At 71.7% G+C, this 25013-nt stretch carries 24 protein-coding genes; 17 read left to right on the forward strand and 7 right to left on the reverse strand.

The genetic code is table 11. The features are described 5' to 3' along the window. From GTY47_RS29305 to GTY47_RS29320, 4 genes are all read right to left on the reverse strand, one after another. The coding region (locus GTY47_RS29305; RefSeq protein WP_010043871.1) for an ATP-binding cassette domain-containing protein at positions 1-304 on the reverse strand (304 nt) is incomplete at its 3' end. A 186-nt stretch (positions 305-490) separates the two neighbouring features. Next, a complete protein-coding gene (locus GTY47_RS29310; protein WP_010043873.1) occupies positions 491-2107 on the reverse strand; it encodes an MDR family MFS transporter in 1617 nt (538 codons plus the stop codon). Positions 2108-2207: 100 nt separating this feature from the next. Beyond that, entirely contained in the window at positions 2208-3416 is a 1209-nt protein-coding gene (locus GTY47_RS29315; protein ID WP_010043874.1) for a glycosyltransferase, read from the reverse strand. Between the two features lie 116 nt (positions 3417-3532). Then, the gene (locus tag GTY47_RS29320; RefSeq protein ID WP_010043876.1) at positions 3533-4855 is read right to left on the reverse strand and encodes a UDP-glucose/GDP-mannose dehydrogenase family protein; all 1323 of its coding nucleotides are present in this window, start codon (positions 4853-4855) and stop codon (positions 3533-3535) included. Positions 4856-5143: 288 nt separating this feature from the next. Between GTY47_RS29320 and GTY47_RS29325 the strand changes: the two genes are divergently transcribed. Next, on the forward strand, positions 5144-5803 hold the full coding sequence (locus GTY47_RS29325) for a TetR/AcrR family transcriptional regulator (RefSeq protein WP_010043878.1): 660 nt from the start codon (positions 5144-5146) through the stop codon (positions 5801-5803). Positions 5804-5832: 29 nt separating this feature from the next. Continuing rightward, positions 5833-6117 (forward strand): hypothetical protein, encoded by a 285-nt coding sequence (locus GTY47_RS29330; protein ID WP_010043880.1) that lies wholly within the window; start codon positions 5833-5835, stop codon positions 6115-6117. A gap of 426 nt (positions 6118-6543) precedes the next feature. Here the strand turns inward: GTY47_RS29330 and GTY47_RS40465 are convergent, their stop codons facing one another. Further along, entirely contained in the window at positions 6544-6834 is a 291-nt protein-coding gene (locus tag GTY47_RS40465) for a ribose operon repressor (RefSeq protein WP_010043883.1), read from the reverse strand. Positions 6835-7152: 318 nt separating this feature from the next. On the opposite strand from GTY47_RS40465, the gene GTY47_RS29340 reads away from it, so the two are divergent. The 6 genes from GTY47_RS29340 (at position 7153) to GTY47_RS29365 (ending at position 14971) form a co-directional block, all read left to right on the forward strand. Then, positions 7153-10221, forward strand: a complete 3069-nt coding sequence (locus tag GTY47_RS29340) for an alpha-L-rhamnosidase (protein ID WP_231911217.1) — start codon at positions 7153-7155, stop codon at positions 10219-10221. Between the two features lie 229 nt (positions 10222-10450). Next, complete coding sequence (gene dgoD, locus GTY47_RS29345) at positions 10451-11596, forward strand: galactonate dehydratase (RefSeq protein WP_010043888.1); 1146 nt, start codon at positions 10451-10453, stop codon at positions 11594-11596. A gap of 47 nt (positions 11597-11643) precedes the next feature. Next, positions 11644-12264, forward strand: coding sequence for a bifunctional 4-hydroxy-2-oxoglutarate aldolase/2-dehydro-3-deoxy-phosphogluconate aldolase (locus GTY47_RS29350; protein WP_010043889.1), 621 nt, complete (start codon positions 11644-11646; stop codon positions 12262-12264). Next, positions 12261-13235 carry a sugar kinase gene (locus GTY47_RS29355; protein WP_010043890.1) on the forward strand — a complete coding sequence of 325 codons (975 nt, stop codon included), beginning with the start codon at positions 12261-12263 and terminating at the stop codon, positions 13233-13235. Before GTY47_RS29350 ends, GTY47_RS29355 begins: the two co-directional genes overlap by 4 nt. 159 nt (positions 13236-13394) lie before the next feature. Beyond that, the gene (locus GTY47_RS29360) at positions 13395-14108 is read left to right on the forward strand and encodes an SDR family NAD(P)-dependent oxidoreductase (protein WP_029181451.1); all 714 of its coding nucleotides are present in this window, start codon (positions 13395-13397) and stop codon (positions 14106-14108) included. A gap of 125 nt (positions 14109-14233) precedes the next feature. Then, positions 14234-14971 (forward strand): NAD(P)H-binding protein, encoded by a 738-nt coding sequence (locus GTY47_RS29365; protein ID WP_010043892.1) that lies wholly within the window; start codon positions 14234-14236, stop codon positions 14969-14971. A gap of 9 nt (positions 14972-14980) precedes the next feature. Here the strand turns inward: GTY47_RS29365 and sigJ are convergent, their stop codons facing one another. After that, entirely contained in the window at positions 14981-15895 is a 915-nt protein-coding gene (sigJ, locus tag GTY47_RS29370; protein WP_010043893.1) for an RNA polymerase sigma factor SigJ, read from the reverse strand. A 121-nt stretch (positions 15896-16016) separates the two neighbouring features. Further along, positions 16017-17696: an NAD-dependent malic enzyme gene (locus GTY47_RS29375; protein WP_010043894.1), complete on the reverse strand. Its 1680-nt coding sequence runs from the start codon at positions 17694-17696 to the stop codon at positions 16017-16019. A gap of 161 nt (positions 17697-17857) precedes the next feature. Here GTY47_RS29375 and GTY47_RS29380 point away from each other — a divergent pair, with 161 nt between their 5' ends. The 9 genes from GTY47_RS29380 to hypA all read left to right on the forward strand — a co-directional run bounded on the left by GTY47_RS29380 (position 17858) and on the right by hypA (position 25000). Then, on the forward strand, positions 17858-18325 hold the full coding sequence (locus GTY47_RS29380) for a DUF6069 family protein (RefSeq protein WP_010043896.1): 468 nt from the start codon (positions 17858-17860) through the stop codon (positions 18323-18325). Between the two features lie 198 nt (positions 18326-18523). Then, positions 18524-20068, forward strand: coding sequence for a hypothetical protein (locus GTY47_RS29385; protein ID WP_010043899.1), 1545 nt, complete (start codon positions 18524-18526; stop codon positions 20066-20068). Position 20069: 1 nt separating this feature from the next. After that, entirely contained in the window at positions 20070-21158 is a 1089-nt protein-coding gene (locus GTY47_RS29390; RefSeq protein WP_029181452.1) for a hydrogenase expression protein HypE, read from the forward strand. A gap of 64 nt (positions 21159-21222) precedes the next feature. Next, on the forward strand, positions 21223-23016 hold the full coding sequence (locus GTY47_RS29395; RefSeq protein WP_010043903.1) for a nickel-dependent hydrogenase large subunit: 1794 nt from the start codon (positions 21223-21225) through the stop codon (positions 23014-23016). After that, the gene (locus GTY47_RS29400; RefSeq protein WP_010043905.1) at positions 23009-23572 is read left to right on the forward strand and encodes a NifU family protein; all 564 of its coding nucleotides are present in this window, start codon (positions 23009-23011) and stop codon (positions 23570-23572) included. Before GTY47_RS29395 ends, GTY47_RS29400 begins: the two co-directional genes overlap by 8 nt. After that, a complete protein-coding gene (locus GTY47_RS29405; RefSeq protein ID WP_010043907.1) occupies positions 23569-24165 on the forward strand; it encodes a DUF5947 family protein in 597 nt (198 codons plus the stop codon). Before GTY47_RS29400 ends, GTY47_RS29405 begins: the two co-directional genes overlap by 4 nt. Before the next feature lie 43 nt (positions 24166-24208). Continuing rightward, positions 24209-24415 carry a hypothetical protein gene (locus tag GTY47_RS29410; protein ID WP_010043909.1) on the forward strand — a complete coding sequence of 69 codons (207 nt, stop codon included), beginning with the start codon at positions 24209-24211 and terminating at the stop codon, positions 24413-24415. 70 nt (positions 24416-24485) lie between these two features. Beyond that, complete coding sequence (locus GTY47_RS40470) at positions 24486-24635, forward strand: hypothetical protein (protein WP_173937223.1); 150 nt, start codon at positions 24486-24488, stop codon at positions 24633-24635. A gap of 8 nt (positions 24636-24643) precedes the next feature. Next, on the forward strand, positions 24644-25000 hold the full coding sequence (gene hypA, locus GTY47_RS29415; protein ID WP_010043911.1) for a hydrogenase maturation nickel metallochaperone HypA: 357 nt from the start codon (positions 24644-24646) through the stop codon (positions 24998-25000). Positions 25001-25013 lie beyond the last annotated feature (13 nt).

Below are 25013 nucleotides of genomic sequence, written 5' to 3' on the forward strand. Positions count from 1 at the left end.
AGACGAAGCCGATCTTGTCCCGCCGCAGCCGCGTGAGCTGCTTGTCCTTGAGCGAGCCCAGCTCGGTGTCACCGATGCGGACCGAGCCGCCGGTGAAGGTGTCGAGCCCGGCCACGCAGTGCATCAGCGTCGACTTGCCCGAGCCCGACGGCCCCATGATCGCGGTGTACTCGCCCTGGTGGAAGTTCACGGTGACGTGGTCCAGGGCGACCACCCGGGTCTCGCCCTGTCCGTACACCTTGGACAGCTCCGCGGCGCGTGCGGCCACCGCGGTGGCGCGGCGAGCGGTGGGTGTGGTGATCACGGGGGGCTCCTGTCGGGCACTGTGCTTCGAGGGCCCCACCATCCTCCGCGCCGATGATCCGCAGGGCGTCCCTCCGCATGCCCGTTTCCGGGACGGCCGAAAGTGCGACCGGGGGCCGGCCCGTCCCCCGGAAGTATGACGAGACGCCTACCCGCGAGGGGGCCGGGGCCGGACGTCGACCGGACGCTACTCGTCGGAGAGCGTGAGGTCGGGGACCCGCCAGGCCGCCAGCGCGAAGGCGGCCAGGGACACCGCGGCGCCGGTGAGGAAGACGAGGCGCATCGAGGTGACGTAGCCCTCCAGGAACGGCAGTGCCGCGCTCGGGTCGAGGGTGCGCAGGAAGGCGGAGTCCTCCAGGTTGACGCCGCCACCGGGCCGTAGGACGCCCGTCAGGGCGTGCGCGTTGTCGGGCTGGGCCAGGAGATGGCGGTAGGCCGGGTCGCGGCGGGCCTCGGCCAGCCGCCCGGCGATGCTGCCGGCCGCCGTGGTGAACAGGATCGACAGGAACGCCGCGGTGCCGACCGTGCCGCCGTTGGAGCGGAAGAAGTTGACGGACGCCGTCGCCGCGCCCATGTCCGTACGGGGCACCTCGCTCTGCGCGAGCGTGGTCAGCGTCTGCATCGACGCGCCGAGCCCCGCGCCCATCAGGACCATGCCGAGCGCCGGGTGCCACAGCGGGCTGTCCACGCGCAGCGTGGCGAACACGAGCATCGCGGCGGTGAACGAGCCGACACCGGCGACGAGATGGACCTTGAACCGGCCGGTCCGGGCGATCATCCGGCCCGTCAGCAGAGTCACCGCGAGGTTCGCGGCGACCGTGGGCAGGGTGGCCAGGCCCGCCTCGATGGGGCTCATGCCGCGCACGAGCTGGAGATAGAGCGGCAGCGTCGTCATCGCGCCGAACATGCCGATGCCGACGACGAAGTGCAGCCCGACGCCCAGCCGGAAGGTCCGGATGCGGAACAGGCGCGGAGGCAGCAGCGCGGCGTCGCCCGACCGCCGCTCCACCACGACGAACACCGCCAGCCCCGCCACGCCGATCGCGTACATCGACAGGGCCCGGGGCGAGTCCCAGCCCCAGGTGCGGCCCTGCTCGGCGACCGTCAGCAGCGGCACCAGTCCCACGGCCAGGGCGAGCGCCCCCGCGTAGTCCAGCCGGTGCCGCACCCGCCGGTGCGGGAAGCGCAGCACGCGCACGATCGCCACCGCGGCCGCGGCGGCGAGCGGCACGTTGATCAGGAAGATCCAGCGCCAGCCGGCTGTCCCGAGCAGGTCGGCCCGGTCCGCGAACGCGCCGCCCACCAGCGGCCCGACGATGCTGGCGCCGCCGAACACGGCCATGAAGTAGCCCTGGTAGCGACCCCTTTCGCGCGGGCTGGTGATGTCGGCGACGATCGTCATCGCCAGCGACATCAGCCCGCCGCCGCCGAGACCCTGTACGGCGCGGAACGCCGCGAGTTCGTAGATCGACGTGGCGCATCCGCACAGCAGCGAGCCGACGGTGAACAGGGCGATCGCGGCGAGGTAGACGGGCCTGCGGCCGTGGATGTCGGAGAGCTTGCCGTAGAGCGGCGTAGCGATGGTGGCGGTGATGAGGTACGCGGTGGTCACCCATGCCTGGGCGGTCAGCCCGTGCAGGTCGTCGGCGATGGTCCGCAGCGCCGACGAGACCACCGTCTGGTCCAGCGCCCCCAGGAACATGCCGAGCACCAGCCCGGACATGACGGTGGTGATCTGCCGGTGACTGAGCCGCGGGGGCAGGTCCCCGGCCGCGCCCTGTTCTTGGGTGTCGGAGAAGGTCACGTGTCGTCCTCGGGGTGGGGGCGGGTACGGCGCTCGGGCACGGGCCGCCCCGGGGTTCCGGGGCGGCCCGCGCCGGGCCGGGGTCGGCCGGCCGGGGCGGCTAGCCGGCGAGGCCGGCCAGGTCGTCGACCGCCTGCTCGACATCCGGCAGCGTCAGCATCGCGAGCTGGGCCGACCGGGCCCGCGCCCGGGGCTCGGGATCGGCGAGGAGCTTGCGGCACACGTCGGCGATGCCGGCCGCGCTGCGGTCCGCTATGTGACGGCCCAGGCCCAGCTCCTCCACGCGCTCCGCGTTGGCGGGCTGGTCCCCGAAGTGCGGCAGGACCGCCAGCGGCGTGCCCGTGCGCATGGCCTCGCGGATGCTGTTGAAGCCGCCGTGGGTGATGAACAGGTCGACCGACTCCAGCAGCAGCGGCTGCGGCACCCGCTCGGCGACGTGGACGTGCCCGGGCAGCCCCTCGGTGTCCACCGCCAGCCCGGACGTCGACACGACCACCGTGCAGTCGTCCAGCTCGGCCGCCGCCCTCACGATCGCGTGCAGGCTCTCGGCGGCGTCCGGCAGCTTCACGGGCAGAGTCGTTTCGCGGTCCTCCATCCGCGCACGCATCTTCGGCAGGGCGGTACCGATCGCGGCGTACACCAGCGGCCGGTCCGTGGGCAGTCCGGCGGCCCACTCCGGCAGCACCACGCCGCGCTCGACGTCCACCGTCTGCCGGTACGCCCAGGTCCTGGGCAGGTGCCGGGCGAACGAGAAGGCGGACGGCACGTAGTCGACACGCCCGTGCGGCACGAGGGACAGCGGGTCGTCCCGCACGGGCAGTTCCAGCTCCTCGCGCCGCTGGTTCAGCTGCGGCAGCACCTCGGCGGGGTCCAGGACGTTGCTGAACCCGGAAGGCGTCGGCAACTGCGGTACGCCGAGCAGTTCGGCGGTGAGCACCGCGGCCATGTCCATACCGTCCCGCAGGATCACATCGGGCCGGAAGTCCCGGGCGAGGGGGAGCAGGATGTCCAGGTGCGGTTTGATTCCCGGCCCGGCCACGTTGCGCATCAGCAGCCGGGCCAGCGCGTCCGTCGGTTCCGTCAGGTCGGGGGTTTCGTCGAGCTCGGCGAGGTACGGGCCCATCGCGGCGAGCGGATCGAACTCCGGTAGAACGGCGTTCACCTGCACGTCGTCGTCACGGAAGACGGGGACGAGGGCCTCGGTGGTGACCACCAGCACCTGGTGCCCGGCCTTGGCGAGGGCGCGCAGCAGGGGAAGCTGAGCGCGGCCGTGGGAGGGACTGCCGAGCGTGGTGCACAGAACCCGCATGGGGTGAGCCTTTCTCTCTGGATTCTTCTCGGACTCTTCTTCTGGGATTCGCCCATTCCGGCGGCCTTCGGCCCGGCGGACTGCTCTGAACCCGTTTCCGAGGCGGGGAGGAGATGTCACGCCACCCGCGTCGGTGCCTCCGCGCGCCCGATGCCCTGCCGACGCAGCCCGGCCCGCGCGAGCCGGTCTGCGTCCAGCAGGTTGCGGAAGTCGTGGACCTCCCGGCCGGACATGCGCGCCGCGATCGCCGCCCAGTCGAGGTCGCGCAGCTCCGGCCACTCGGTGAGGACGAGACAGGCCGCTGCCCCCTCCGCCGCCCGCACCGGGTCGTCGACGAGCTCGACCAGATCGCTCAGGTCGGGCCGCTCCTCGCGCAACGCCGGGTCGTACGCCGTGAGTTCGGCGCCGCGCTCGCGCAGCAGCCGGGCGACGGAAAGTGCGGGGGAGTCGCGCAGATCCGAGGTGCCGGCCTTGAAGGTCAGGCCGTACAGGGCCAGTCGTACACCGCGCAGCGAGCCGTCGCCGCCGCGTCCGCACGCGGCGGCGACCCGTTCGACGAGCTGCTGCTGGTGGGTGACGTTGGTCTCGATGGTGGCGCGCAGCAGGGGGAAGTCGACCCCGGCCAGCTCGCACACGGTCAGCAGGGCGTGGGTGTCCTTGGGCAGACAGGAACCGCCCCAGCCGGGCCCGGGCCGCAGGAACGCGGAGCCGATGCGCGGGTCCCGGCCGATGCCCTCGGTGACATCGTTGATGTCGGCGCCGAAGCGTTCGCAGACGGTGGCGAGGTTGTTGGCGAAGGACAGCTTCATCGCGAGGAAGAAGTTCGCCGCGTACTTGGTCAGTTCGGCGCTGGCGGGGTCGGTGAGCACCAGCGGCGCGTCCAGTCCGGCGTACAGATCGGCCACGCGCCGGGCGGCGTCCCGGTCCGCGGCGCCGATCACGATCCGGTCGGGGTGCAGGAAGTCCTGGACGGCGCGGCCCTCGCGCAGGAACTCCGGGTTGCTCACCACAGCCACGTCGTCCCGGCCGAGCAGCGCGGCGACTCGCTCGCTCGTTCCGACCGGCACGGTCGACTTGTTGACGACGACACAGCCGGTCGGCAGCACGTCGCGGATCTGCGCGGCCACGGCCTCCACGGCGGCGAGATCCGCGGCGCCGCCCGCCCCCATGGGCGTGGGCAGGCACAGGAACACGACCTCGGCCTCGGCCACGGCGGCCGCGGTGTCGCCGGTGAAGTCGAGCCGGGCGGCGTCCAGGGCGTCCCGGACGGTCCCGGGCAGACCGGGCTCCAGAATGTCCACGCGGGCCTCGCGCAGTCGCTCGACCTTGTGCGGGTCGGCGTCCGCGCACACCACGGAGTGCCCAAGGGAGGCCAGACAGGCGCCGGTTGTCAGTCCGACGTAGCCGGTTCCGATCACGGCGACACGTCGAGCAGGCACAGAGGATCACCTTTTTCCGGTCGGTGGGGGCGCCCGCGTGCGACGGCCGAGGAACGTGCGAGGGCGCGCTCGATCGCGTCGTGCGGCGGACCTGGAAGGGCCGACTCCGTCGTACGGCCCGGGCAGAGCGAGGACTCAAGTCATCGATCGTTGACCTGAGTCAGGTATCGCATGGGGCGAGAACGTAAGTCAACGATTGATGACATCGGTCGGTGACTTTGAGACAGTCGCCGCAGACTGGAACATGGGCGGATGGCCAGAGGGCCGTGAACCACGGAGGTGCGGTACGTGACCGGAGTACAGAACGGCGAGGCGGCCAAGGCGGTGGCCCGCAGGCCCGCCCACAAACGCTCGGCCTCGGCGACGCGCACCGCGCTGCGGGCCGCAGCGGCCTTCCGTTTCGGCAAGTACGGCTACGAGGGCACCAGCGTGCGCGACATCGCGGGCGACGTGGGGGTGGACGCCGCCCTCGTCTACCGCTACTTCGGCTCGAAAGAAGCGCTGTTCAACGACGTATCGGGCACCGGCAAGATGTTCGAGCCGCTGCTGAACGAGCCGGTCGAGGCGATCCCCGACTGGTTCTGCGCGCTGCTCATGGGGCAGCCGAGGGAGGGCGACTTCCCGCATCCGGTGCTGTCCGTGCTGAGGTCTTCCGGTCGTGACGAGGCGGTGGCGCGGCTGCGGGCGGATTTCACGGAAGTGTTCTCCCGCCGTCTGGCCGCCCGCCTCGACGGCCCTGACGCCGACCTGAGGGCGGAACTCCTGGCGGCCTGGATGCTCGGCACCAGCCTGATGCGCACGGAGATACGCCCACCCGCCCTCGTCTCGGCCCCGGACGCCACGCTGGAGCGCTACCTGCGCGCGGGCATCGAGGTCCTGCTGGGCCCGGCGCAGGAAGACGACGACCGGACGGCCGGGGGCGAGGGACGCGCCGTCGGCGACGACTGACCCGCGGAAAAGGAGAAGACAGTCCGGTCATGAGTTTCTTCGGCGGGGTCGACGACCTTGAACTCTTCCTCTCGCGCAGCCGCGTCCTGACCGTCGCTTCGGTGCCGGCCTGTCTCGGCGCCACGGTCTTCCTCATGAAGGAAGAGGGCTGGCGCTTCAGCCTTCTCCTGGGGCTCCTCCTGCCGCTGATCGCCGCATACCTGGGGGTCCGCGGCAGCCGGGAGATCCGTGCGGGCATGGCGGCCGCGGGGCTCGCCCTCGCCGCCGCCACACTGCCGTTGACGTTCGTCCTGGCGTCGATCGAGGGCTCGTGACGCCGATCGACCTCTTCCCTGCGGAGGTCCCTCAGCGGCGTCGGGGCTGAAGATCCCGCCTGCACACCCGAGATTGAATCGATTCAAGCAGATCTCCGGAAGCTCGATCCGCGCAGTCCCTCTCCTCTCCCCTCCTCGCCGCACTCCGTGACGGTCCCCTCGATGCAGTACCTCTCCCGCCGGCGAACCGGCGGCGTCCGCCGCGGAGTCCGAGCCCTGGACCGCGAAATGACCAGCAACTCACCCCGGAGAACGCCGACTGGGTCACCGACACCCTCACCTCCGCCAGGGGCGGCTGTCTGCGCCTGCGCGCCACCGGGCTGGGCGCCCCCGCCGTCGACGAGACGGCCAAGTACCGCTTGCAACACGCCGAGATACGCGTCGACTGGCGGCCGTCGGACGCGTGCCCCGGCCCGGTGGGACCGCCTACGCCGGGGCCGGGGCCGGGTCCGGCCCCGCCTGGTCGACGCTGATCCGCGAGATGGGGCCGAGGGCGGCGAAGGTGGTGTTGTCGTATCCGGCGACGGAGATGTCACCGGGGACCGGCGGTCCGGCCTCGGTGACGGCTTCGAGCGAGGCGCCCTCGGCGTCGCCGTCCGCCACCGTGTCGTACAGCGGAGTGCCGCGGTCGATCACCGCGTCGGTGACCTGGGCCTCCGCCTGCGCGTGCGGCCGGTAGCCGAGTTCGTCGATCGCCCGGCGCACCTCGGCGCGCATCTGGGGGCTGGGTGCCGTAGGCGCCGCGCAGCGTGCCGGGCCTCTTGACGTCACTCAGGCCTCTCCCTAGGGTCGGGCCACCACGCCTTTGGGAAACGTTACCCAAAACGCCGATTTGAATCGATTCAGAGAGACTGCCGTGCCCAGCCGGTCTTCGACCCTCCCGGCCGATGACCGGAGAACCGAAAGGAAGCAGGTGTGAGGCATGAGGAGCGCAGTGCGGACGGCGCCGACCGAGAGGCCGGCGCGGGAGAGCTTCCCCGCGCGCACGGCGTGGCGGTGCGTCGTCGAACCGTGCTCGCCGCGGCGGCCGGTGCCGTGTCGGTAGGGGCCGGTGCCACGGGAGCCGGCACGAGCGCGGCGGCGGAGTCGTCCCGCCCTCCGGAACGCGGCACGGTGTGGGGGCTGACCGTCGAACACCGCACCGACCCTCTCGGCATGGACGCGAACAGGCCGCGCTTCGGATGGCGCATGCGGTCGGAGACCCGCGGCCGGAGCCAGGGGGCGTACCGGATCCTCGTGGCGAGCTCGCCCGACAAGCTCTCCACCGCCCGCGCGGACCTCTGGGACAGCGGGCGCGTCCGCTCCTCCGATTCCGTGGCCGTCCGCTACGAGGGCGAGCCGCTCGGCGCCTCGACCCGCTACCACTGGACCGTCACCGTCTGGGACACCGAGGACCGTCCGGTCGGGGTCGCGTCCCCGTCCACCTTCGAGACCGGCCTGATGAGCACCGACGGCGTGACCGGATGGGACGGCGCGCAATGGATCGGCATGAAGGGGAAAGCCCCCGGCTCGGCCGGCGCTCCCTTGCTGCGGAACGAGACACCCCTCACGACCGACGGCCGGCGGCAGGTGCGCGAGGCCCGGCTCTACGCCTCGGCCCTCGGTGTCTACGACGCCCACGTCAACGGAGAGCACGTCACCGTTCCGCAGGACGGCGGCACGACGATCGAACTGCTGCCCCCGGGCTGGACCAACTACGACGCGCGCGTCAGCTACCTGACGTACGACGTGACGCACCTCGTGACGCGGCAGCGGACCGTCACCCTCGCCTTCGTCCTGGGCAACGGCTGGTACAACGGCCGTGTCTCCGAGGGCAGCACGTACTACTCGCAGGACGGCAACGCGCTGGCGGTGAAGGCCAAGCTGCTCGTCCGGTACACCGACGGCACGGAGCAGACGGTCGTCACCGAGCCGGACGGAAGCTGGAAGGCCACGGACACCGGCCCCTACCGGGCCGACGACATCTACGACGGCCAGACCTACGACGCCCGGAGGGAACTGCCCGGCTGGACGGCGCCCGGATTCGACGACAGCGCGTGGTCGGACGTGGAACGCGTCGCCTTCGACGACAGGTACTCGGACGCGCGGCTCATCGCCTACCCGGCCGAGACGGCGCGTCTGATGCCGCAGTGGGACCGCAGGCCGCGGTCGATCACCGTCGCCACCGGAGTCACCGGCCAGGACGGCCGCCCCAACGGCAAGGGACGCATCGTCGTGGACCCCGCCCGGACGGTGACCGACCCGGAGCGGGCGGCCTCCGCCTCCGTCACCATCGGCAGCGGCGAGACCGCCGTCTTCGACCTCGGCCAGAACATGGTCGGCGTCGCCCGCTACGGCCTGCGCGGCCCGGCCGGAACCCGGGTCGAGTTCAGGTTCGGCGAGATGCTCAACGACGACAGCGCCGGCGCGGACGGCCCCGAGGGCTCCGTCTACCGGGCCAACCTCCGCAGTGCCAAGGCCACCAGCACGTACATCCTCAAGGGCGACCCGCACGGCGAGACCCATCAGGACGCCCTGACCTTCTACGGCTTCCGCTACGTCTCCGTCACCGCGACGGACACCGTCACGATCACCGGTCTGACCGGCAAGGTCGCCACGTCCGCGATCCGCGAGACCGGCACCCTCACCACCGACGATCCCGACATCGACCAGCTGGTGAGCAACATCCGGTGGGGCCAGCGCGGCAACTACCTCTGGGTGCCCACCGACTGCCCGCAGCGCGACGAACGCCTCGGCTGGACCGGCGACACCCAGGTCTTCGCCACGACCGGCCTGTTCAACGCCGACGCCGGCGCCTTCCTCGGCCACTTCCAGGACACCGTCGTCGACTCCCAGGCCGGCTACGGCACGGACGGAGCACAGTTCACCGGCGTGGCTCCCGGCGGCCGGTACAACTTCCCCGGGGGCGGCAGCGGCTGGGCGGACTGCGGTGTGATCGTCCCGTGGACCGTGTGGCAGATGACGGGTGACGCGACCATCGTCGAGGACAACTGGCCGGCGATGACCCGCTACCTGGACTGGATCCACGAGCAGACCGGCGACACCTACGCCGGACAGGGCTCCCTCACGGGCGACTGGCTGGCACCGCAGAAGACCAGCGCCCAGCTCATGAGCGACGTCTACTACGGCTACTCCGCGCGGCTGATGGCACAGATGGCCCGGGCGATCGGACGGACGGCGGAGGCGGAGGAGTACCAGCGCCTCTTCGGGCGCATCAGGCAGGCGTTCATCAGCACGTACCTGAGTACCTCGGACGGCCGGGTCACGGTGCGGTCCAGCCTGGGCGAGGCCTCCCCGATCGAGCCGGGCGCCGACCCCGACCAGAAGACGGAGGACAACAGCCAGACAGCGCTGCTGTGGGTCCTCAAGCTCGGGTTCTACGAGACGCAGGAACAACGCCGGGCACTCATCGGGCACTTGGCCGACAACATCGGCAACGACGCGGCCTACAAGGCGGCGCACCCGGACAGCAGCCGGGTCCGGTATGCCGAGAACACCCTGTCCGTGGGCTTCCTCGGCGTCAACGTCCTCGCCCCCGTCCTCAGCGACGAGGGCCGCGTCGACCTGGCCTACGGGCTGCTGCACCAGGACGCCCTGCCGTCCTGGCTGTACTCGGTGCGCAACGGCGCCACCACGGTCTGGGAGCGCTGGAACTCCTACTCCGACGACGCCGGCTTCGGCCCGGTCAGCATGAACTCCTTCAACCACTACGCCTACGGCGCGATCATGGAGTGGATGTACACGCACATGGCCGGCATCGCCCCCGACCCGGACAGCCCCGGCTTCCGGCACTTCCTGCTCCGGCCCCACCTCGACCCCACGGGCAGGATCAGGCGGGTGGCGGGCTCCCACGAGTCGCCGTACGGCGAGATCAGGAGTGCGTGGGAGGTCGTCGAGGAGGGCCGGACCCTGGTGTACGACGCCGCCGTGCCCGCCAACACAGAGGCGACCCTGCGCCTTCCGGCGGTCTCCGCCGACGCCGTCCGCGAGGGACGCACCCCGCTGGCCCGGGTGCCCGGAGTGCGTTTCCTCGGAGCCGCCGACGGGGTCTGCACCTACCGCCTGCCGTCCGGGCGGTACCGGCTGTCCGCCGCGCTGCGCTGACAGCCCGGCGCACTTGAGTGAAGATATATTCATTATTAATTTAAACAGCTACGGTGGGTGCAGCAGGTCGAGCGCAGGCAGCGGAGGGGAGAGGCGCGGGATGACGGAATGCCGCAGGACGGCGGGGCGCGGTCGCAGCGGGCGACCCGGACGCCGCCCAAGACCTGGCGGCCGTACGGGCGCGCGAACATCAGGACGATGCACACGACACGCAGCCGGAGGAAGCTCCTTGAAGATAACCGGACTTGAGACGTTCCTCGTCGCTCCGCGCTGGCTGTTCCTGCGCGTCACCACCGACGAGGGCATCACCGGATGGGGCGAGCCCGTGATCGAGGGCCGCGCCGAGACGGTGCGCGCGGCCGTCCACGAACTGGCCGACTATCTCGTCGGCCGGGACCCGCTGCGCATCGAGGACCACTGGCAGGTGCTCACCAAGGGCGGCTTCTACCGCGGCGGCCCCATCCTCTCCAGCGCCGTCGCCGGCATCGACCAGGCCCTGTGGGACATCGCAGGCAAGACCTACGGCGTCCCGGTGCACCGCCTCCTCGGCGGCCCGGTACGGGACCGCGTCCGGATGTACGCCTGGATCGGCGGAGACCGCCCGAGCGACGTGGCGGAGCTCGCCGGAGAACAGGTGAAGGCCGGCTTCACCGCCGTGAAGATGAACGCCTCGGCCGAACTCGCACCGATCGACACCCCGGCCCGCACCGCCGAGGTCGTCGAGCGGGTCGCGGCCGTCCGCGAAGTGCTGGGCGACGAGCGGGACATCGCCGTCGACTTCCACGGCCGTGTCTCCACCGCCACGTCACGCCGCCTGCTGCCGCTGCTGGAACCCCTGCACCCGCTGTTCGTCGAGGAGCCCGTGCTGCCGGAACACTCGGGCCACCTGCGCAGCCTGGTAGAGTCCACGAGCATCCCGCTCGCCACCGGCGAACGCCTCTACTCCCGCTGGGACTTCCGCGAGGTCATGACCAGCGGCATCGCCGTCGCCCAGCCCGATCTCTCGCACGCCGGCGGCATCTCCGAGGTCCGCCGCATCGCGGCCATGGCCGAGACGTACGATGTCGCCCTGGCGCCCCACTGCCCGCTCGGCCCGATCGCCCTGGCCGCCAGCCTCCAGATCGCCTTCTCCGTGCCGAACTTCCTCATCCAGGAACAGAGCATGGGCATCCACTACAACCAGCAGTGCGACCTGCTGGAGTACGTGATGGACCCCGAACCCTTCCGTTTCGAGGGCGGCCACGCCGTCCGCGGGTCCCGCCCGGGTCTCGGCGTCGAGATGGACGAGAAGGCCGTACGCCGCGCCGCCGAAGCCGGACACCGCTGGCGCAACCCCGTATGGCGAGGCGCCGACGGCGCGTTCACCGAATGGTGAGCAGCACCAGGCCACCGCACCCCACGCCCCAAGGAGGGCCCCCTCACATGAACCTGGTGGAATCGCTCCGCGCCCACCGCCTGCTGGCGATCGTGCGCGGCAAGGACCCCGCCGCGGCACTGCGCACCGTCCGGACCCTCGCCGCGGAGGGCATCGCGGCCGTCGAGGTCTCGCTGACCACCGCCGACGCCCTGACCGTGATCCGGCAGGCGCGCACCGAACTGGGCCCCGACGCACTCCTCGGCGCCGGCACCGTCCGCTCGGCCGCCGACGCCGAACGAGCCGTGGACGCCGGTGCCTCGTACCTCGTCACCCCGGCACTGGTCGACGGACTCGAGCCCTACGGCATACCCGTGCTGATGGGCGCCCTGACACCGACCGAGATCGAACTCGCCCTCACGCGGGGCGCCGACGCGATCAAACTCTTCCCCGGCTCTTTCGGCGGCCCCGGCTATCTGCGGGCCCTGCGCGACCCGTTCCCCGAGGTGCCGTTCGTGCCCGTCGGCGGAGTGGACGCGGCAGCCGCCCGCGCCTACCTGGACCGGGGCGCCATCGCCGTCGGTGTCGGCTCACCGCTCGTCGGGGACGCGGCCGACGGCGGCGACGTGGACGAACTCCGCGCCCGCACGGCCGTGTTCCGCAAGGTGATCGCGGGGGAGACGCCGTGACGGCACCGGAGCCCCGGACCCCGCCCGACGTGGTGACCTTCGGCGAGACGATGGCGGCGCTGCGGGCCCAGGGCGCGCTGCGTCTCGGCGGCAGTCTCGGCCTGTCCGTGGCGGGAGCCGAGTCCAACGTCGCCATCGGCCTCGCCCGGCTGGGACACCGGGTGCGCTGGGCCGGGCGGGTCGGTGCGGACGAACTCGGCGCGCTGGTGCTGCGCACGCTCCGCGCCGAGGGCATCGACACCGGCCACGCGGTCACCGACGACACCGGCCGCCCCACGGGTCTGCTCCTGACCGAACCCCGCCTGGGCACCCTCACCCGCGTCAGCTACTACCGCGCCGGTTCGGCGGGTTCGGCCCTCTCCCCGGCCGACGTACTGCCCGCACTGGCGCCCGGATCCCGCGTCCTGCATCTGACCGGCATCACCCCGGCGCTCGGCCCGTCGGCGGCCGAGGCCACCCTGGCCGCCGCCACGGCAGCGCGCGAGTCCGGCATCACCGTGTGCCTCGACGTCAACCACCGTTCCCGGCTGTGGTCCGCCGACCGCGCCCGCACGGCCCTGCGGTCGATACTGGCCCACGTCGACCTGCTCATCGCCTCCGAGGACGAACTGCCGCTGGTGCTGGAACGGTCCGACGCGGGCGAGTCGGAGGCCGTGGACAGTCTCCTGTCCGCTGGCGTCCGTGAGGTGGTCGTCAAGCGGGGCGCGAGGGGCGCGACGAGCTTCACCGCCGACGGGGCGACCGACCGCGCCGCCCGACGGGTCGAGGCGGTCGATCTGGTCGGTGCGGGCGACGCCTTCGTGGCCGGATACCTGTCCGGACTCCTGGCCGGCGCGGACATCCCCGCCCGTCTGCACCGGGCCGTCACCACCGCCGCCTTCGCCGTCGCCACCCGGGGCGACTGGGAGGGCCTGCCGACGCAGGACGAACTCGGCCTGTTCGACGAGCCCGACGGCACGACCATCCGCTGAGCCGGGAGACCGGACATGACAGCAACGGCACAACCGGTGACCGTCTTCGTGGACGGCTCCTGGCGGGGCCGATGCTGACGGCGACATCGCCGGAGCGGGGTGGACGACTCGATGAGGGCATCGAGCATGGTGTGGACGACGTAAGGAGATGGGACGGACATGGCATTGGTTCTGGTGACCGGGGCGGCCGGCGGGCTCGGGCGCAACACGGCGGACGCGCTGGCCGCCGGGGGGCACGACGTGGTCGTCCACGTCCGCAACCGGGCCCGGCTCACCGACGCGGACGACACCGCCCGGTGGACGGGCGTCGTCACCGGGGACCTGGCCGACCTGGACGAGATCCGCGGCGTCGCCCGGCAGGCCGCCGGGTTCGGCCGCTTCGACGCCGTCATCCACAACGCCGGCGTCATGCACAGCCCGGAGGACGTCACCGTCAACACGGTCGCGCCGTACATGCTGACGGCCCTGATGGACAAGCCGGCCCGGCTCATCTACCTCAGCAGCTCCATGCACCGCACCGGCTCCACCGACCTGCGACGTCTGGCCGTCGGATCCGCTTCCTACGACGACACCAAACTCTGGGTCACCACTCTCGCGCTCGCCGTCGCCTCCCGCTGGGAAGGAACCTCCAGCCATGCGGTCGACCCCGGGTGGGTCCCCACCCGTATGGGCGGTCGCGGCGCACCCGACGATCTGACCGCCGGGCACGAGACACAGGCATGGCTCGCCACCCACCACGACGTGACCCCGAGCACCGGCGGCTACTGGTACCACCGGCAGACCCGGACGCCACACCCCGCCACGCGGGACGAACGGTTCCAGGCCCAGCTCGTCCACGCCCTGGAGAGGCACACGGGCGTCGCGCTCGACTGACCCGCTGCCCTTCCCGGCAGGCCCGCGATCGGCTCCGGCCCCGCCGCCTCGGAGCCGGCTGTCACAGGCCCGGGCCCTGCCCTGTCTCTCTGGTGAGTCAACCCCTCAGCGAAACGGAGACAGTGATGAAGATCGTGGTCGTCGGCGGTACCGGGCTCATCGGCTCGCAGGTCGTCGCGCTGCTGCGCGAAAAGGGGCACGACGCCGTGGCCGCCGCTCCCTCCACTGGTGTCGACACCCTCACCGGCGAGGGACTGGCCGAGGCCCTCAAGGGCGCGGACGTGGTCGTGGACGTGTCGAACTCGCCGTCCTTCGACACCGAGCCGGCGCTGGACTTCTTCACCCGCTCGGCACGGAACCTGTTCGCCGCCGAGAAGGAGGCCGGCGTCCGCCACCACGTCGGGCTCTCCATCGTCGGTGTCGACCAGGTGCCCGGCTACGGCTACTACCAGGCCAAGGTCGCCCAGGAGAACGCCGTGCGCGGCAGCGGCGTGCCCTTCAGCATCGTGCGCGCCACCCAGTTCTTCGAGTTCGTCGCCCCGGTGATGAACATGTCCACCGAGGGCACTCAGGTGCGCCTGCCGTCCACGCGACTGCGCCCGATCGCCTCCGCCGACGTCGCGGCGGCCGTCGCCGAGGCGGCCCAGGGCGCACCGTCGAACGGCATCCGGAACATCGCCGGACCCGAAGTGCACGGGCTCGACCGGCTGGGTGAGCTCACCCTGGCCGCGAAGCCGGACGGCCGCACCGTCGTCACCGACGAGACCGCCGGCCTCTTCGCGGGCATGCCCGACGTGCTCACCGGCGACGGCACCGCGCACCACGCGTCCACCCGCTACGAGGAGTGGCTCAAGCAGAACTGACCCAAGGGGCTACGGGCGGTCGGTGAGCCTGCGCGCCGACCGCTCGTACGCCCTCAGCTTCTCCGGTGTCAGGACCCAGTAGAGCCCGTCGATGCCACCGGGCCCCACGGTGGCGCTCACCAGGGCGACGGCGGCCCCGTCCCGGGCGAGCAGCAGGCTGGGCCGCCCGTTCGCCTCGACGATGACGTACTCGGCTCCGGGGAAGAACTTCCGGGCGAAGGCGGTGACCCTGGCCACGCGCTCGGGCCCCGCGATCTCCAGACGTGCCACGCCGCGCATGCCGTTGCCGTCCGCGTAGGCGACGACGTCGGCCGACAGCACGTCCTCCAGCGCCGCGACATCACCGTGCCGCGCGGCGGCGACGAAGGCTTCGAGCAGGCGCCGGTGCTGAGCCGAGTCGACCGGTTCACGGCGCTCGGCGGACAGGCGCTTGCGGGCCCGGCTGACGATCTGCCGCGTGTTGGCCTGGCTCAGCTGGAGCATGCCCGCGATCTCGTCGTACGCGTAGTCGAACGCCTCCCGCAGCACATAGGCCGCCCGCTCCACAGGGTTCAGCCGCTCCAGGACCAGCAGCACGGCCAGCTCCAGCGCCTCGCCCCGCTCCGCGCCGACCTGCGGATCCACACTGGTGTCCACCGGCTCCGGCAGCCACGGCCCCACATAGGCCTCGCGGCGGACCCGCGCCGACTGGGCCACGTTGATCGCCAGACGCGTGGTGATCTTCGCCAGGAACGCCCCGTGATCCAGCACCGCGCTCCGGTCGGCGTCCTGCCAGCGCAGCCATACCTCCTGCACCACGTCCTCGGCCTCGGACACACTGCCCAGAACGCGGTAGGCGATACCGAACAGCCGTGGACGCTGGCGCTCGAACGCGTCCGCCGCCGCGCCCAGCGCGCCGTCGGTGAGGGGCTGTCCCTGGTCCATGCTGCCGATGCCTCCGCGGTCGACCGTCGTGCCTCAGACAGTACGTCCCCCGGCGCGCTCGCATCCGGCACCCCGTCCACGGCGTACCCGCTTCCGGACGACGCGCCCGGCCGGCGTCCGTCTAGGCCTCGTACCGCGGGGTCCACTGCGTCTTCGCGATCGCCTCACGCAGTTCCTCCTCGGTCGCCCCCGGGGCCACTCCGTCCTCGACGGCGGCGAGAGCCGCGGCCAGGGCGATCTCGCGAGCGGACTCGCGCATCCCGGACAGGGGCGGCAGCAGCGGTACCGGACCGTCCGCGCCGTGTGCCGCCCGCACCGCGCACTCGGCGACGGCCCGGGCGGCGGCCACCATCATGCGGTCGGTGACGCGTGTGGCCCGGCTCGCCGTCACCGCCAGGCCCATGGCCGGGAAGACGTACACGTTGTTCGACTGCGCCACCGGCACCTCGTGCCCGTCCACCGTGAGCGGCGGGAAGGGCGAGCCGGTGGCGATCAGCGCCCGGCCGTCGGTCCAGCGGGTGAGATCCGCCGGATCGGCCTCGGAGTGGGAGGTGGGGTTGGAGAGCGGGAAGATGACGGGGCGTTCGCAGGTCGAGCCCATCTGCCGCACGATCTCCTCGGTGAACGCGCCATGAGCCGTCGACAGCCCGATGAGCGCCGTCGGCCCGACACGGCGCACCACCTCGGCGAGGCCGGTGCCGTCCCAGTCGGTCACCTCGCCGTCGTCGCGCGCGAACATCCGCTGCTGCGGCGTCAGTTCCGTGCGCGACCGCACCAGCAGGCCGTCGACGTCGAGGATCCAGAACCGTGCCGTGGCCTCGTCCTCGGACAGGCCCTCCTCGATCATGGCCGTCCGGATCATGTCGGCGACACCGATGGCGGCCGACCCCGCCCCCAGGATCACCAGGCGCTGGTCGGGCAGCGGGGTGCCGGAGACGTTCGCCGCGGTGGACAGGGCGCCGAGCGTGACGGCCGCCGTGCCCTGGATGTCGTCGTTGAAGGTGAGCAGCCGCTCCCGGTAGCGGGCGAGGATCGGGTGCGCGTGGGCGGTGGCGAAGTCCTCCCACTGCAGGAGCGTGCCGGGGAGCTCCGCCTCCACCGCCGAGACGAAGGCCTCGATCATCTCGTCGTAGTCCGCGCCGGTCAGCCTGCGGGCGCGCCGGCCGAGGTAGCGCGGGTTGCCGAGCAGGTCCTCGTTGTCGGTGCCGACGTCCAGCAGGATCGGCAGGGTGCGGGCGGGGTGGATGCCGCCGATCGCCGTGTAGAGGCTGAGCTTGCCGATCGGGATGCCCATCCCGCCGACGCCCTGGTCGCCCAGGCCGAGGATGCGCTGCCCGTCGGTGACGACGATGACGTCCACGTCCTTGTCGCGGTGTGGGCGGTTGCGCAGGATGTCCCGGAAGCGGTGCCGGTCCTCCCACGTCAGGAACAGCCCGCGCGGCCGCCGGTAGATCTCGCTGAAACGCTGACAGGCCTCACCGACCGTCGGCGTGTAGACGATGGGCAGCAGCTCCTCCAGGTACTCGGTGACCAGGCGGTGGAAGAGCACCTCGTTGGTGTCCTGGAGCTGGCGCAGGTAGATGTGCCGGTTGAGGGGCTTGTCGTAGCCGTGGAACGCCTCGTAGGCGCGGGCGACCTGTTCGTCCAGGGTCTCCACGGCGGGTGGCAGCAGCCCGTCGAGGCCGAGCTCGGCGCGCTCCTGCCGGCTGAAGGCGGTGCCCTTGTTGACCAGCGGGTCGGCCAGGGTCGTGACGCCGGGGCTGGTGGTCGTGCGGGGGTGCTGGGTCTTCGGCTGGTCCATGGGGTGACGCCTTCCCTGGACTCGCCGGTTCGTGCAGGCGACTTGCACTGTTCGGCCGAAGGGCCGTGCCGGCCCTCGGTCCACCGATGAGTTCCGGCGCGTCGCCCGGTCTACCTCTCCGTACGGCGCACCGAGCCCAACACCGAGCAGGAGAAGGCGACATGAGCGTGACGACCCCTCAGACGCAGGCCCGCACCGAGTCCCGGCGCACCACCGGCTTCCTTTCCACCCGCCCCGTGTGGCTCGTCGGCGTCCTGGCGGCGCTCGCCGGTGCCGTCGTCACGGAGGCGTTCGCTCTCGTCGCCCGGGCCGCGGGCGTCCCGATGGAGGCGGCCAGCCCGGGGGCGAAGGAGGCGGCGGAGATCCCCGTCGGCGGCTTCGGCGGCGGCGTGGTGTTCTGGTCGGTCGCCGGGATCGTCCTGGCGGTGGCGCTCGCCCGGTGGGCCGGGCGGCCCGCCCGCACCTTCACCGTGACCACCGTCGTCCTCACCGCGGTGTCCCTCGCCGGCCCGGCCGTCGCCCCGCACACGGCCGCGTCCACCCAGATCGTCCTCGCCCTGTCGCATGTGGTGGCCGCAGCGGTGATCATCCCGCTGGTGGCACGGCGGCTGTCCCACGTGCAGAGGTGACGCCCTGAGGCTCCCAGGATCCCGACACCGGCCCGTCGCGCCCACCGCCGACGGGCCGTCGTCGTGCAGCACGCGACTGCCCCGAACGGTCCAAGGCCACTGCGCCGGAGGGGCGACCGTGGATGAGTGGTGTGACTGTGGTGGAAGGGATGCACGTGCACCCCTTGGACGCGGGTGCTCACCGGGCGAGGAGGCGCGATGGCGAAGGGACTGGCCGAGGGCGGCACGGCGCGCGCTGCCACGAGAGGCGGCGAGGACCCGCCCGCCGACCCGTCCCCGGACGCCTTCGAGCAGGTGAGCGCCGTCGCCGACGCCGTCCTCTACGAGGGCTACCTCCTCTACCCCTACCGCCGGTCCTCGGCCAAGAATCGCGTCCGATGGCAGTTCGGGGTCCTGTTCCCGCGGGGCTGGGTGGAGGCGGACGGCCCCGTGGTCCCCGGCGTCTCCGGCTCCGCCGACTCCTGGTACCAGCAGACCGAGTGCCTGCTGCGGATCCGGCGGCCCGGCAGTGCTTCCGTACGTGTGCGGATCCGTCACCTTCAGCTGCAGCGCAAGCAGGTGGAGGAGATCCGGGACGGCCGTCATCACGCCGTCGAGTCGCTGCGCACAGCCGACGGCACGACGCACCTGACCTTCGACGAGGCCGTGCCGCATGAGCGCGAGGTCGAGGTCCCGCTCGACGACCTCCTGCACGGCGGACGCACCGTTCCCGTGGTCGCGCCGGCCGGCGTGGACGTCGAACCGCTGCCCGGTCACGCCGGGCGGGTGGTGCGGCACCGCGACGAGGTCCGGGCCGAGGTCACCGTCACCGCCGAACGACTGGCGGACGATCTCTGCAGGCTCCGGGTGCGCACCACGAACACCGGGCCGCCACCGGCACCGCGGGCCGCTCGTGACGAGGCACTGCGCCGCGCCCTCATCGCCACCCACACCCTCATCGGCGGCGACGGGGTGGAGTTCGTCTCGCTGATCGACCCGCCGACGGAGCTGCGCACACCCGCCCGCTCATGCCGCAACGAGTTCACCTTCCCCGTCCTCGGCGGCGACGGCCACGTCCTGGTCTCCGCGCCGATCATCCTGCCCGACCACCCACAAGTGGCCCCCGAGAGCCCGGGCGACCTGCACGACGCCGCGGAGATCGACGAGATCCTCACGCTGCGCACGATGCTGCTGACCGACGAGGAGAAGCGCGAGGCGCGGGCCACCGACCTGCGGGCGGCGGAGATCCTCGACCGCGTCGACACGATGCCGCAGGAGGTCTTCGAACGGCTCCACGGCGCCGTCCGCTCCCTCGCACCGGCCGCCCCCGCCACCCCTGCGCCCGATACTCCTGCCCCCGCCGGCCGCCCCGCCTGGTGGCAGGAGGGTGCCGACGACGGTCTCTCCCCGGCCACCGACACGGTGCTCGTCGACGGCATCCCGCTCGGCGGCGGCAGCCGCGTCCGGCTCCGTCCCCGGGGACGCGGCGCCGACGCCCAGGACATGTTCCTGGCCGGCCGCACCGCCGAGGTCGCGGCCGTCTTCCACGACGTGGACGGCACCGTGCACCTCGCCGTCACCCTCGACGACGACCCGGCGGCCGAACTGCACACCTGGTACGGCCGCTTCCACTACTTCCGGCCCGACGAGCTCGAACCCCTCGAGCCCGCCGAACCCCGGCACGAGCCGCCGACACCGGCTCCCGCCGCAGCCCCGGCGCGGCACACGACCGACTCCGAGACCCGCAGCAGCGGAGGCCGATGACATGACGACGCACAGCAGTACCGCAGAAGTCAGCAAAGAGCCCAGTCAGGCCGAGGACCGGCAGGGCATGGACGAGATCCACATCCTCTGGATCTCCGAGGGGATGAGCTGCGACGGCGACACCGTCTCCCTGACCGCGGCCGGCCAGCCGTCCATCGAGGACCTGGTGCTCGGTCTGATCCCGGGCCTGCCGAAGGTGAACCTCGTCAACAAGGTGCTCTCCCCGAGCCTGGGCGGCGAGGACTTCCTCGCTCCCTACCGGGCGGCGGCACGCGGGGAACTGGCCCCGTTCGTCCTCGTCATCGAGGGCTCCATCCCCAACCAGAACATCATCGAGGGCGACGGCTACTGGACGTCCTTCGGCAACGACCCGGAGACCGGCGAGCCGCAGACCCTGAACTGGTGGATCGACCAATTGGCCCCCAAGGCCTGGGCGGTGGTGGCCGCCGGCACCTGCGCCACGTTCGGCGGCATCCACGCGATGGCCGGCAACCCGACCGGCTGCATGGGCCTCGCCGACTACCTGGGCTGGGACTTCACCTCCCAGGGCGGTCTGCCGGTCGTCAACGTGCCCGGCTGCCCGATCCAGCCCGAGAACTTCATGGAAACCCTGGTCTGGGTCCTCTACCACGCCGCCGGCTCCGCACCCCCGCCACCGCTGGACCACATGCTGCGTCCGCAGTGGCTGTTCGGGAAGACCGTCCACGAGGGCTGCGACCGCGGCGCCTACTACGAGCAGGCCAGCTTCGCCAAGGACTACAACTCACCCAAGTGCCTGGTCAAGACGGGCTGCTGGGGCCCGGTCGTCAACTGCAACGTGCCCAAGCGCGGCTGGATGGCCGGCATCGGCGGCTGCCCGAACGTCGGCGGCATCTGCATCGGGTGCACGATGCCCGGTTTCCCCGACGCCTTCATGCCGTTCATGGACGAGCCCCCCGGCGGCACGCTGTCCTCACTGGCCATCAAGCCGTACGGGGCGGTCATCCGCCGACTGCGCGGCATGACGAACGAGCTGGTCAACCACGAGCCCAAGTGGCGCCACAACAAGCGGAAGCTCACCAGCGGCTACGACCCGCACTGGCGGGCCTGATGGCGCACGCCACGCACTCCACCATCCGTCGACGCAGCACCGACAGCGAGGGGCAGCACCGCAGATGACCACCACCGAGGCCCGGCCCACGGGGCGCAAGCCGCCACAGCTCGTGGACATGTCCTGGGATCCCATCACGCGGATCATCGGGAACCTGGGCATCTACACGAAGATCGACTTCGCAAACCGGGAAGTCGTGGAATGCCACAGTACTTCGTCGCTGTTCCGCGGTTACTCCGTGTTCATGAAGGGCAAGGATCCGCGCGACGCCGGCTTCATCACGTCCCGCATCTGCGGCATCTGCGGCGACAACCACACCACCTGCTCCGACTACGCTCAGCAGATGGCCTACGGTGTCAAGCCGCCCCCGCTGGCCGACTACATCGTCAACCTCGGTGAAGCGGCCGAGTACATGTTCGACCACACGATCTTCCAGGACAACCTGGTGTTCGTGGACTTCTGCGAGGCCATGGTCAAGGCCACCAACCCCGGCGTGCTGGCCCGCGCCGAGCGCACAGAGGCGCCCCGCGGCGAGATCCACGGCTACCGCACGATCGCCGACATCATGCGGGCCTTCAACCCCTTCGAGGGCGAGGTCTACAAGGAGGCCCTGAAGGTCAGCCGGGTCACCCGCGAGATGTTCTGTCTGATGGAGGGACGGCACGTCCACCCGTCCACGCTCTATCCCGGTGGCGTCGGCACGATGCCGCAGCCGAACACCTTCACCGACTACCTCAGCCGGCTGATGCGGGTCATCGACTTCGTCAAGAAGGCCGTCGCCATGAACGACGACGTCTTCGACTTCTTCTACGAGGCGCTGCCCGGCTACGAGGAGGTCGGCCGCCGTCGCGTGCTGCTGGGCTGCTGGGGTGCCTTCCAGGACCCGAAGACGGTCGACTACCGGTACGAGACGATGAACTCCTGGGGCAAGGACATGTACGTCACCCCGGGCATCGTCGTCGACGGCGAACTGGTCACCAACAACCTCGTCGACATCAACCTCGGCCTGCGGATCCTGCTCGGCAGCTCGTACTACGAGGACTGGGTCAACGAACAGCCCTTCGTGACGCACGACCCGCTCGGCAACCCCGTCGACATGCGCCACCCTTGGAACCAGACGACCGTCCCGGTGCCGCAGAAGCGCGAATTCGACGGCAAGTACAGCTGGGTGATGAGCCCGCGCTGGTACGACAAGAGGACCGACCAGCACCTCGCCCTCGACACCGGTGGCGGCCCGCTCGCCCGGCTCTGGTCGACCGCGCTGAGCGGCCTGGTCGACACCCCGTACGTCAAGGCCACCGGCCACAGCGTGCGCATCTCCCTGCCCAAGGGGGAGGCCCTGCCGGAGACCACACTCGAGTGGCGCATCCCGCAGTGGAGCAACACCATCGAACGCGACCGCGCCCGGCCGTACTTCATCGCCTACGCGGCCGCCATGGCCCTCCAGTTCCTGGAAGAGGCCATGGGACTCGTGCGAGCGGGCGAGACCAAGGTGTTCGAGAACTACGAGGTGCCCGACGAGGCGATCGGCTGCGGGTTCCACGAGGCGGTACGCGGTGTCCTCTCCCACCACCTGGTGATCAAGGACAAGAAGATCGCCAACTACCACCCGTACCCACCCACCCCGTGGAACGCCAGCCCCCGCGACATGTACGGCACCCCGGGCCCGTACGAGGACGCCGTGCAGGGCCAGCCCGTCTTCGAGGAGAACGGACCGGACGACTTCAAGGGCGTCGACATCATGCGCACGGTTCGCAGCTTCGACCCCTGCCTGCCGTGCGGTGTGCACATGTACGTCGGCAAGGGCAAGACGCTCACCACCCTGCACTCGCCGACGTACGGGGCCAACCATGGCTGAGGCCACCGCCGAACGGCTGGCGGATCCGGATGTGGAGGCCCGGCTCGCCCGGCTCGACGAGGTACTGGAAGGACTCGAGGCCGCGCCCGGCCCCACCACGCGCTCCGCGACCGAGGCCGTACGGCTGCTGACCGAGGTCTACGGCGAGGCGCTGGCCCGCGTCCTGGACCACGCCGACGGGCAGCTGGCCGAACGTCTGGCCGAGGATGAGTTGCTGGGGCACCTGATGGTGCTGCACGACGTCCACCCCGAGCCCGCCGAGCGCCGCGCGGCCCGCGCGGTCGAACGGCTGCGGCCCGCCGTCCAGGAACGTGGTGGTGACGTGGAGTGGGCCGGTGTGCAGGGACAGGTGGCCCGGGTGCGCCTGAAGGCGGGCGGCGGGTGCGGCTCCGGGTGCGGTGGCGGATCGAACGAGGTCACCGACGTGGTCCGGGAAGCGGTGCTGGCCGCCGCTCCGGAGCTGACGGCGGTGGAGCCCCTGCCGACCGCCTCCGACCGGCAGTCGGCACCCGCGTTCGTACCACTGGCCACGCTGACGCACCGGGGCGCACGATGACAACGGACGGAGCGCTGGCCCGCCTCATCCGCTCCTCGGCCGACCGCGCGGCGGAGGCCGAGGCGGAGGTGTGCGACCTGTGCGCCGCGCTCGTGCCGGACGAGCACGCCCACCTGTACGACACCGGGCAGGAGGAGGTGCGCTGCGTCTGCGGCCCCTGCTCGGTGCTGTTCGCCCAGGGTGGGGCGGGGGACGGCCACTACCGGCTGGTGCCCCGCCGCCGAGTGCGGCTGCCCAAGGTCGACACAGGGGTGCTGGGCGTACCCGTGGGCCTGGTCTTCTTCGTGCCCCGGGAGGACGGCACCGTCACCGCCCAGGGCCCCAGCCCGGCGGGGGCCATGCGGTGGGACGTGGACGCGGCGGCCTGGCAGGAGCTGGCCGTGACGTGTCCGCGGCTCGCCACCGTGGAACCCGAGGTGGAGGCCCTGCTGGTGAACACCGTGCACGGGCTCGACCACCACTGGATCGTGCCGATCGACGACTGCTACCGGATGGTCGCCGTCGTACGCCGTGAGTGGCGCGGCCTGTCCGGAGGCGGCCGGGTCTGGCCGGCCGTCGAGCGGTTCTTCGAGGACCTCACCGAGCGGCCCTGAGTACACACTCCGCAAGGTCGGAGGCGAGGAAGGAGAACAACCCATGGGCAACATCAGAGTGGGCCGGCCCCAGGCGAAGCCCGACACACCCGGCCACGTCGCCGGCATGCACCAGGGCAACAAGGGACGGTACCAGGACCAGAAAGGGCATCACGAGGACGGCACCGCCGATGCGCGCCGCTCCACCGGGATCCACTGGAAGCGGCATGACGCGCTCGCGGAGACCATGCCGAACATCTCGCCGGGATGACAGACAGCAGGGAGTCGCCGCAATGAAGATCCAACGAGCACGAAGGCCCGCCTCGCGCCGAAGAGCCGAGATGAGCGGACAGCGGGTGCTGAAGGCCGAGGCCGTCCTCGTGGGCGGTCTGGCCCTGGCACTGTTGTGCTGGGAGTTCCCCAGCCTCAGGCGGGAGATGCGGATCTGGCGGATGGCCGGCGGGTTCCGCGCGGGCCGCCGGTATCCCTGAGCCCGGCCGTGCACGAGCTGTCGATCGCGAACGCGATCATCGAGCGGGCCGGTGAGATGGCCCGGGCGGACGGGACGGGCTTCGTCGCGGCGGTGACCGTCCGGGTCGGCGAACTGGCGGGCGTCGTCCCCGACGCCCTGGACTTCGCCTTCGAGGTGGCCCGCGACGGCACCGCCCTGGCCGGGGCCAGGCTCGTGGTCGAGCAGGTCCCCGCGCAGGCCTGGTGCGGCCCGTGCGCCGAGGAGTTCCCGCTGGGCATGCCCCCGTTCTTCTGGTGCCCGCGCTGCGACCGCCCCTCCAACGACCTGCGCAGCGGCCGCGAACTGGAGATCACCGGGATCGAGCCGTCACCGGCCCCGGCATAGCGTGAGCGGGCCC

The sequence above is a fragment of the Streptomyces sp. SID5464 genome (assembly GCF_009862985.1).
GTDB classification, from domain to species: Bacteria; Actinomycetota; Actinomycetes; order Streptomycetales; family Streptomycetaceae; genus Streptomyces; species Streptomyces chartreusis_D.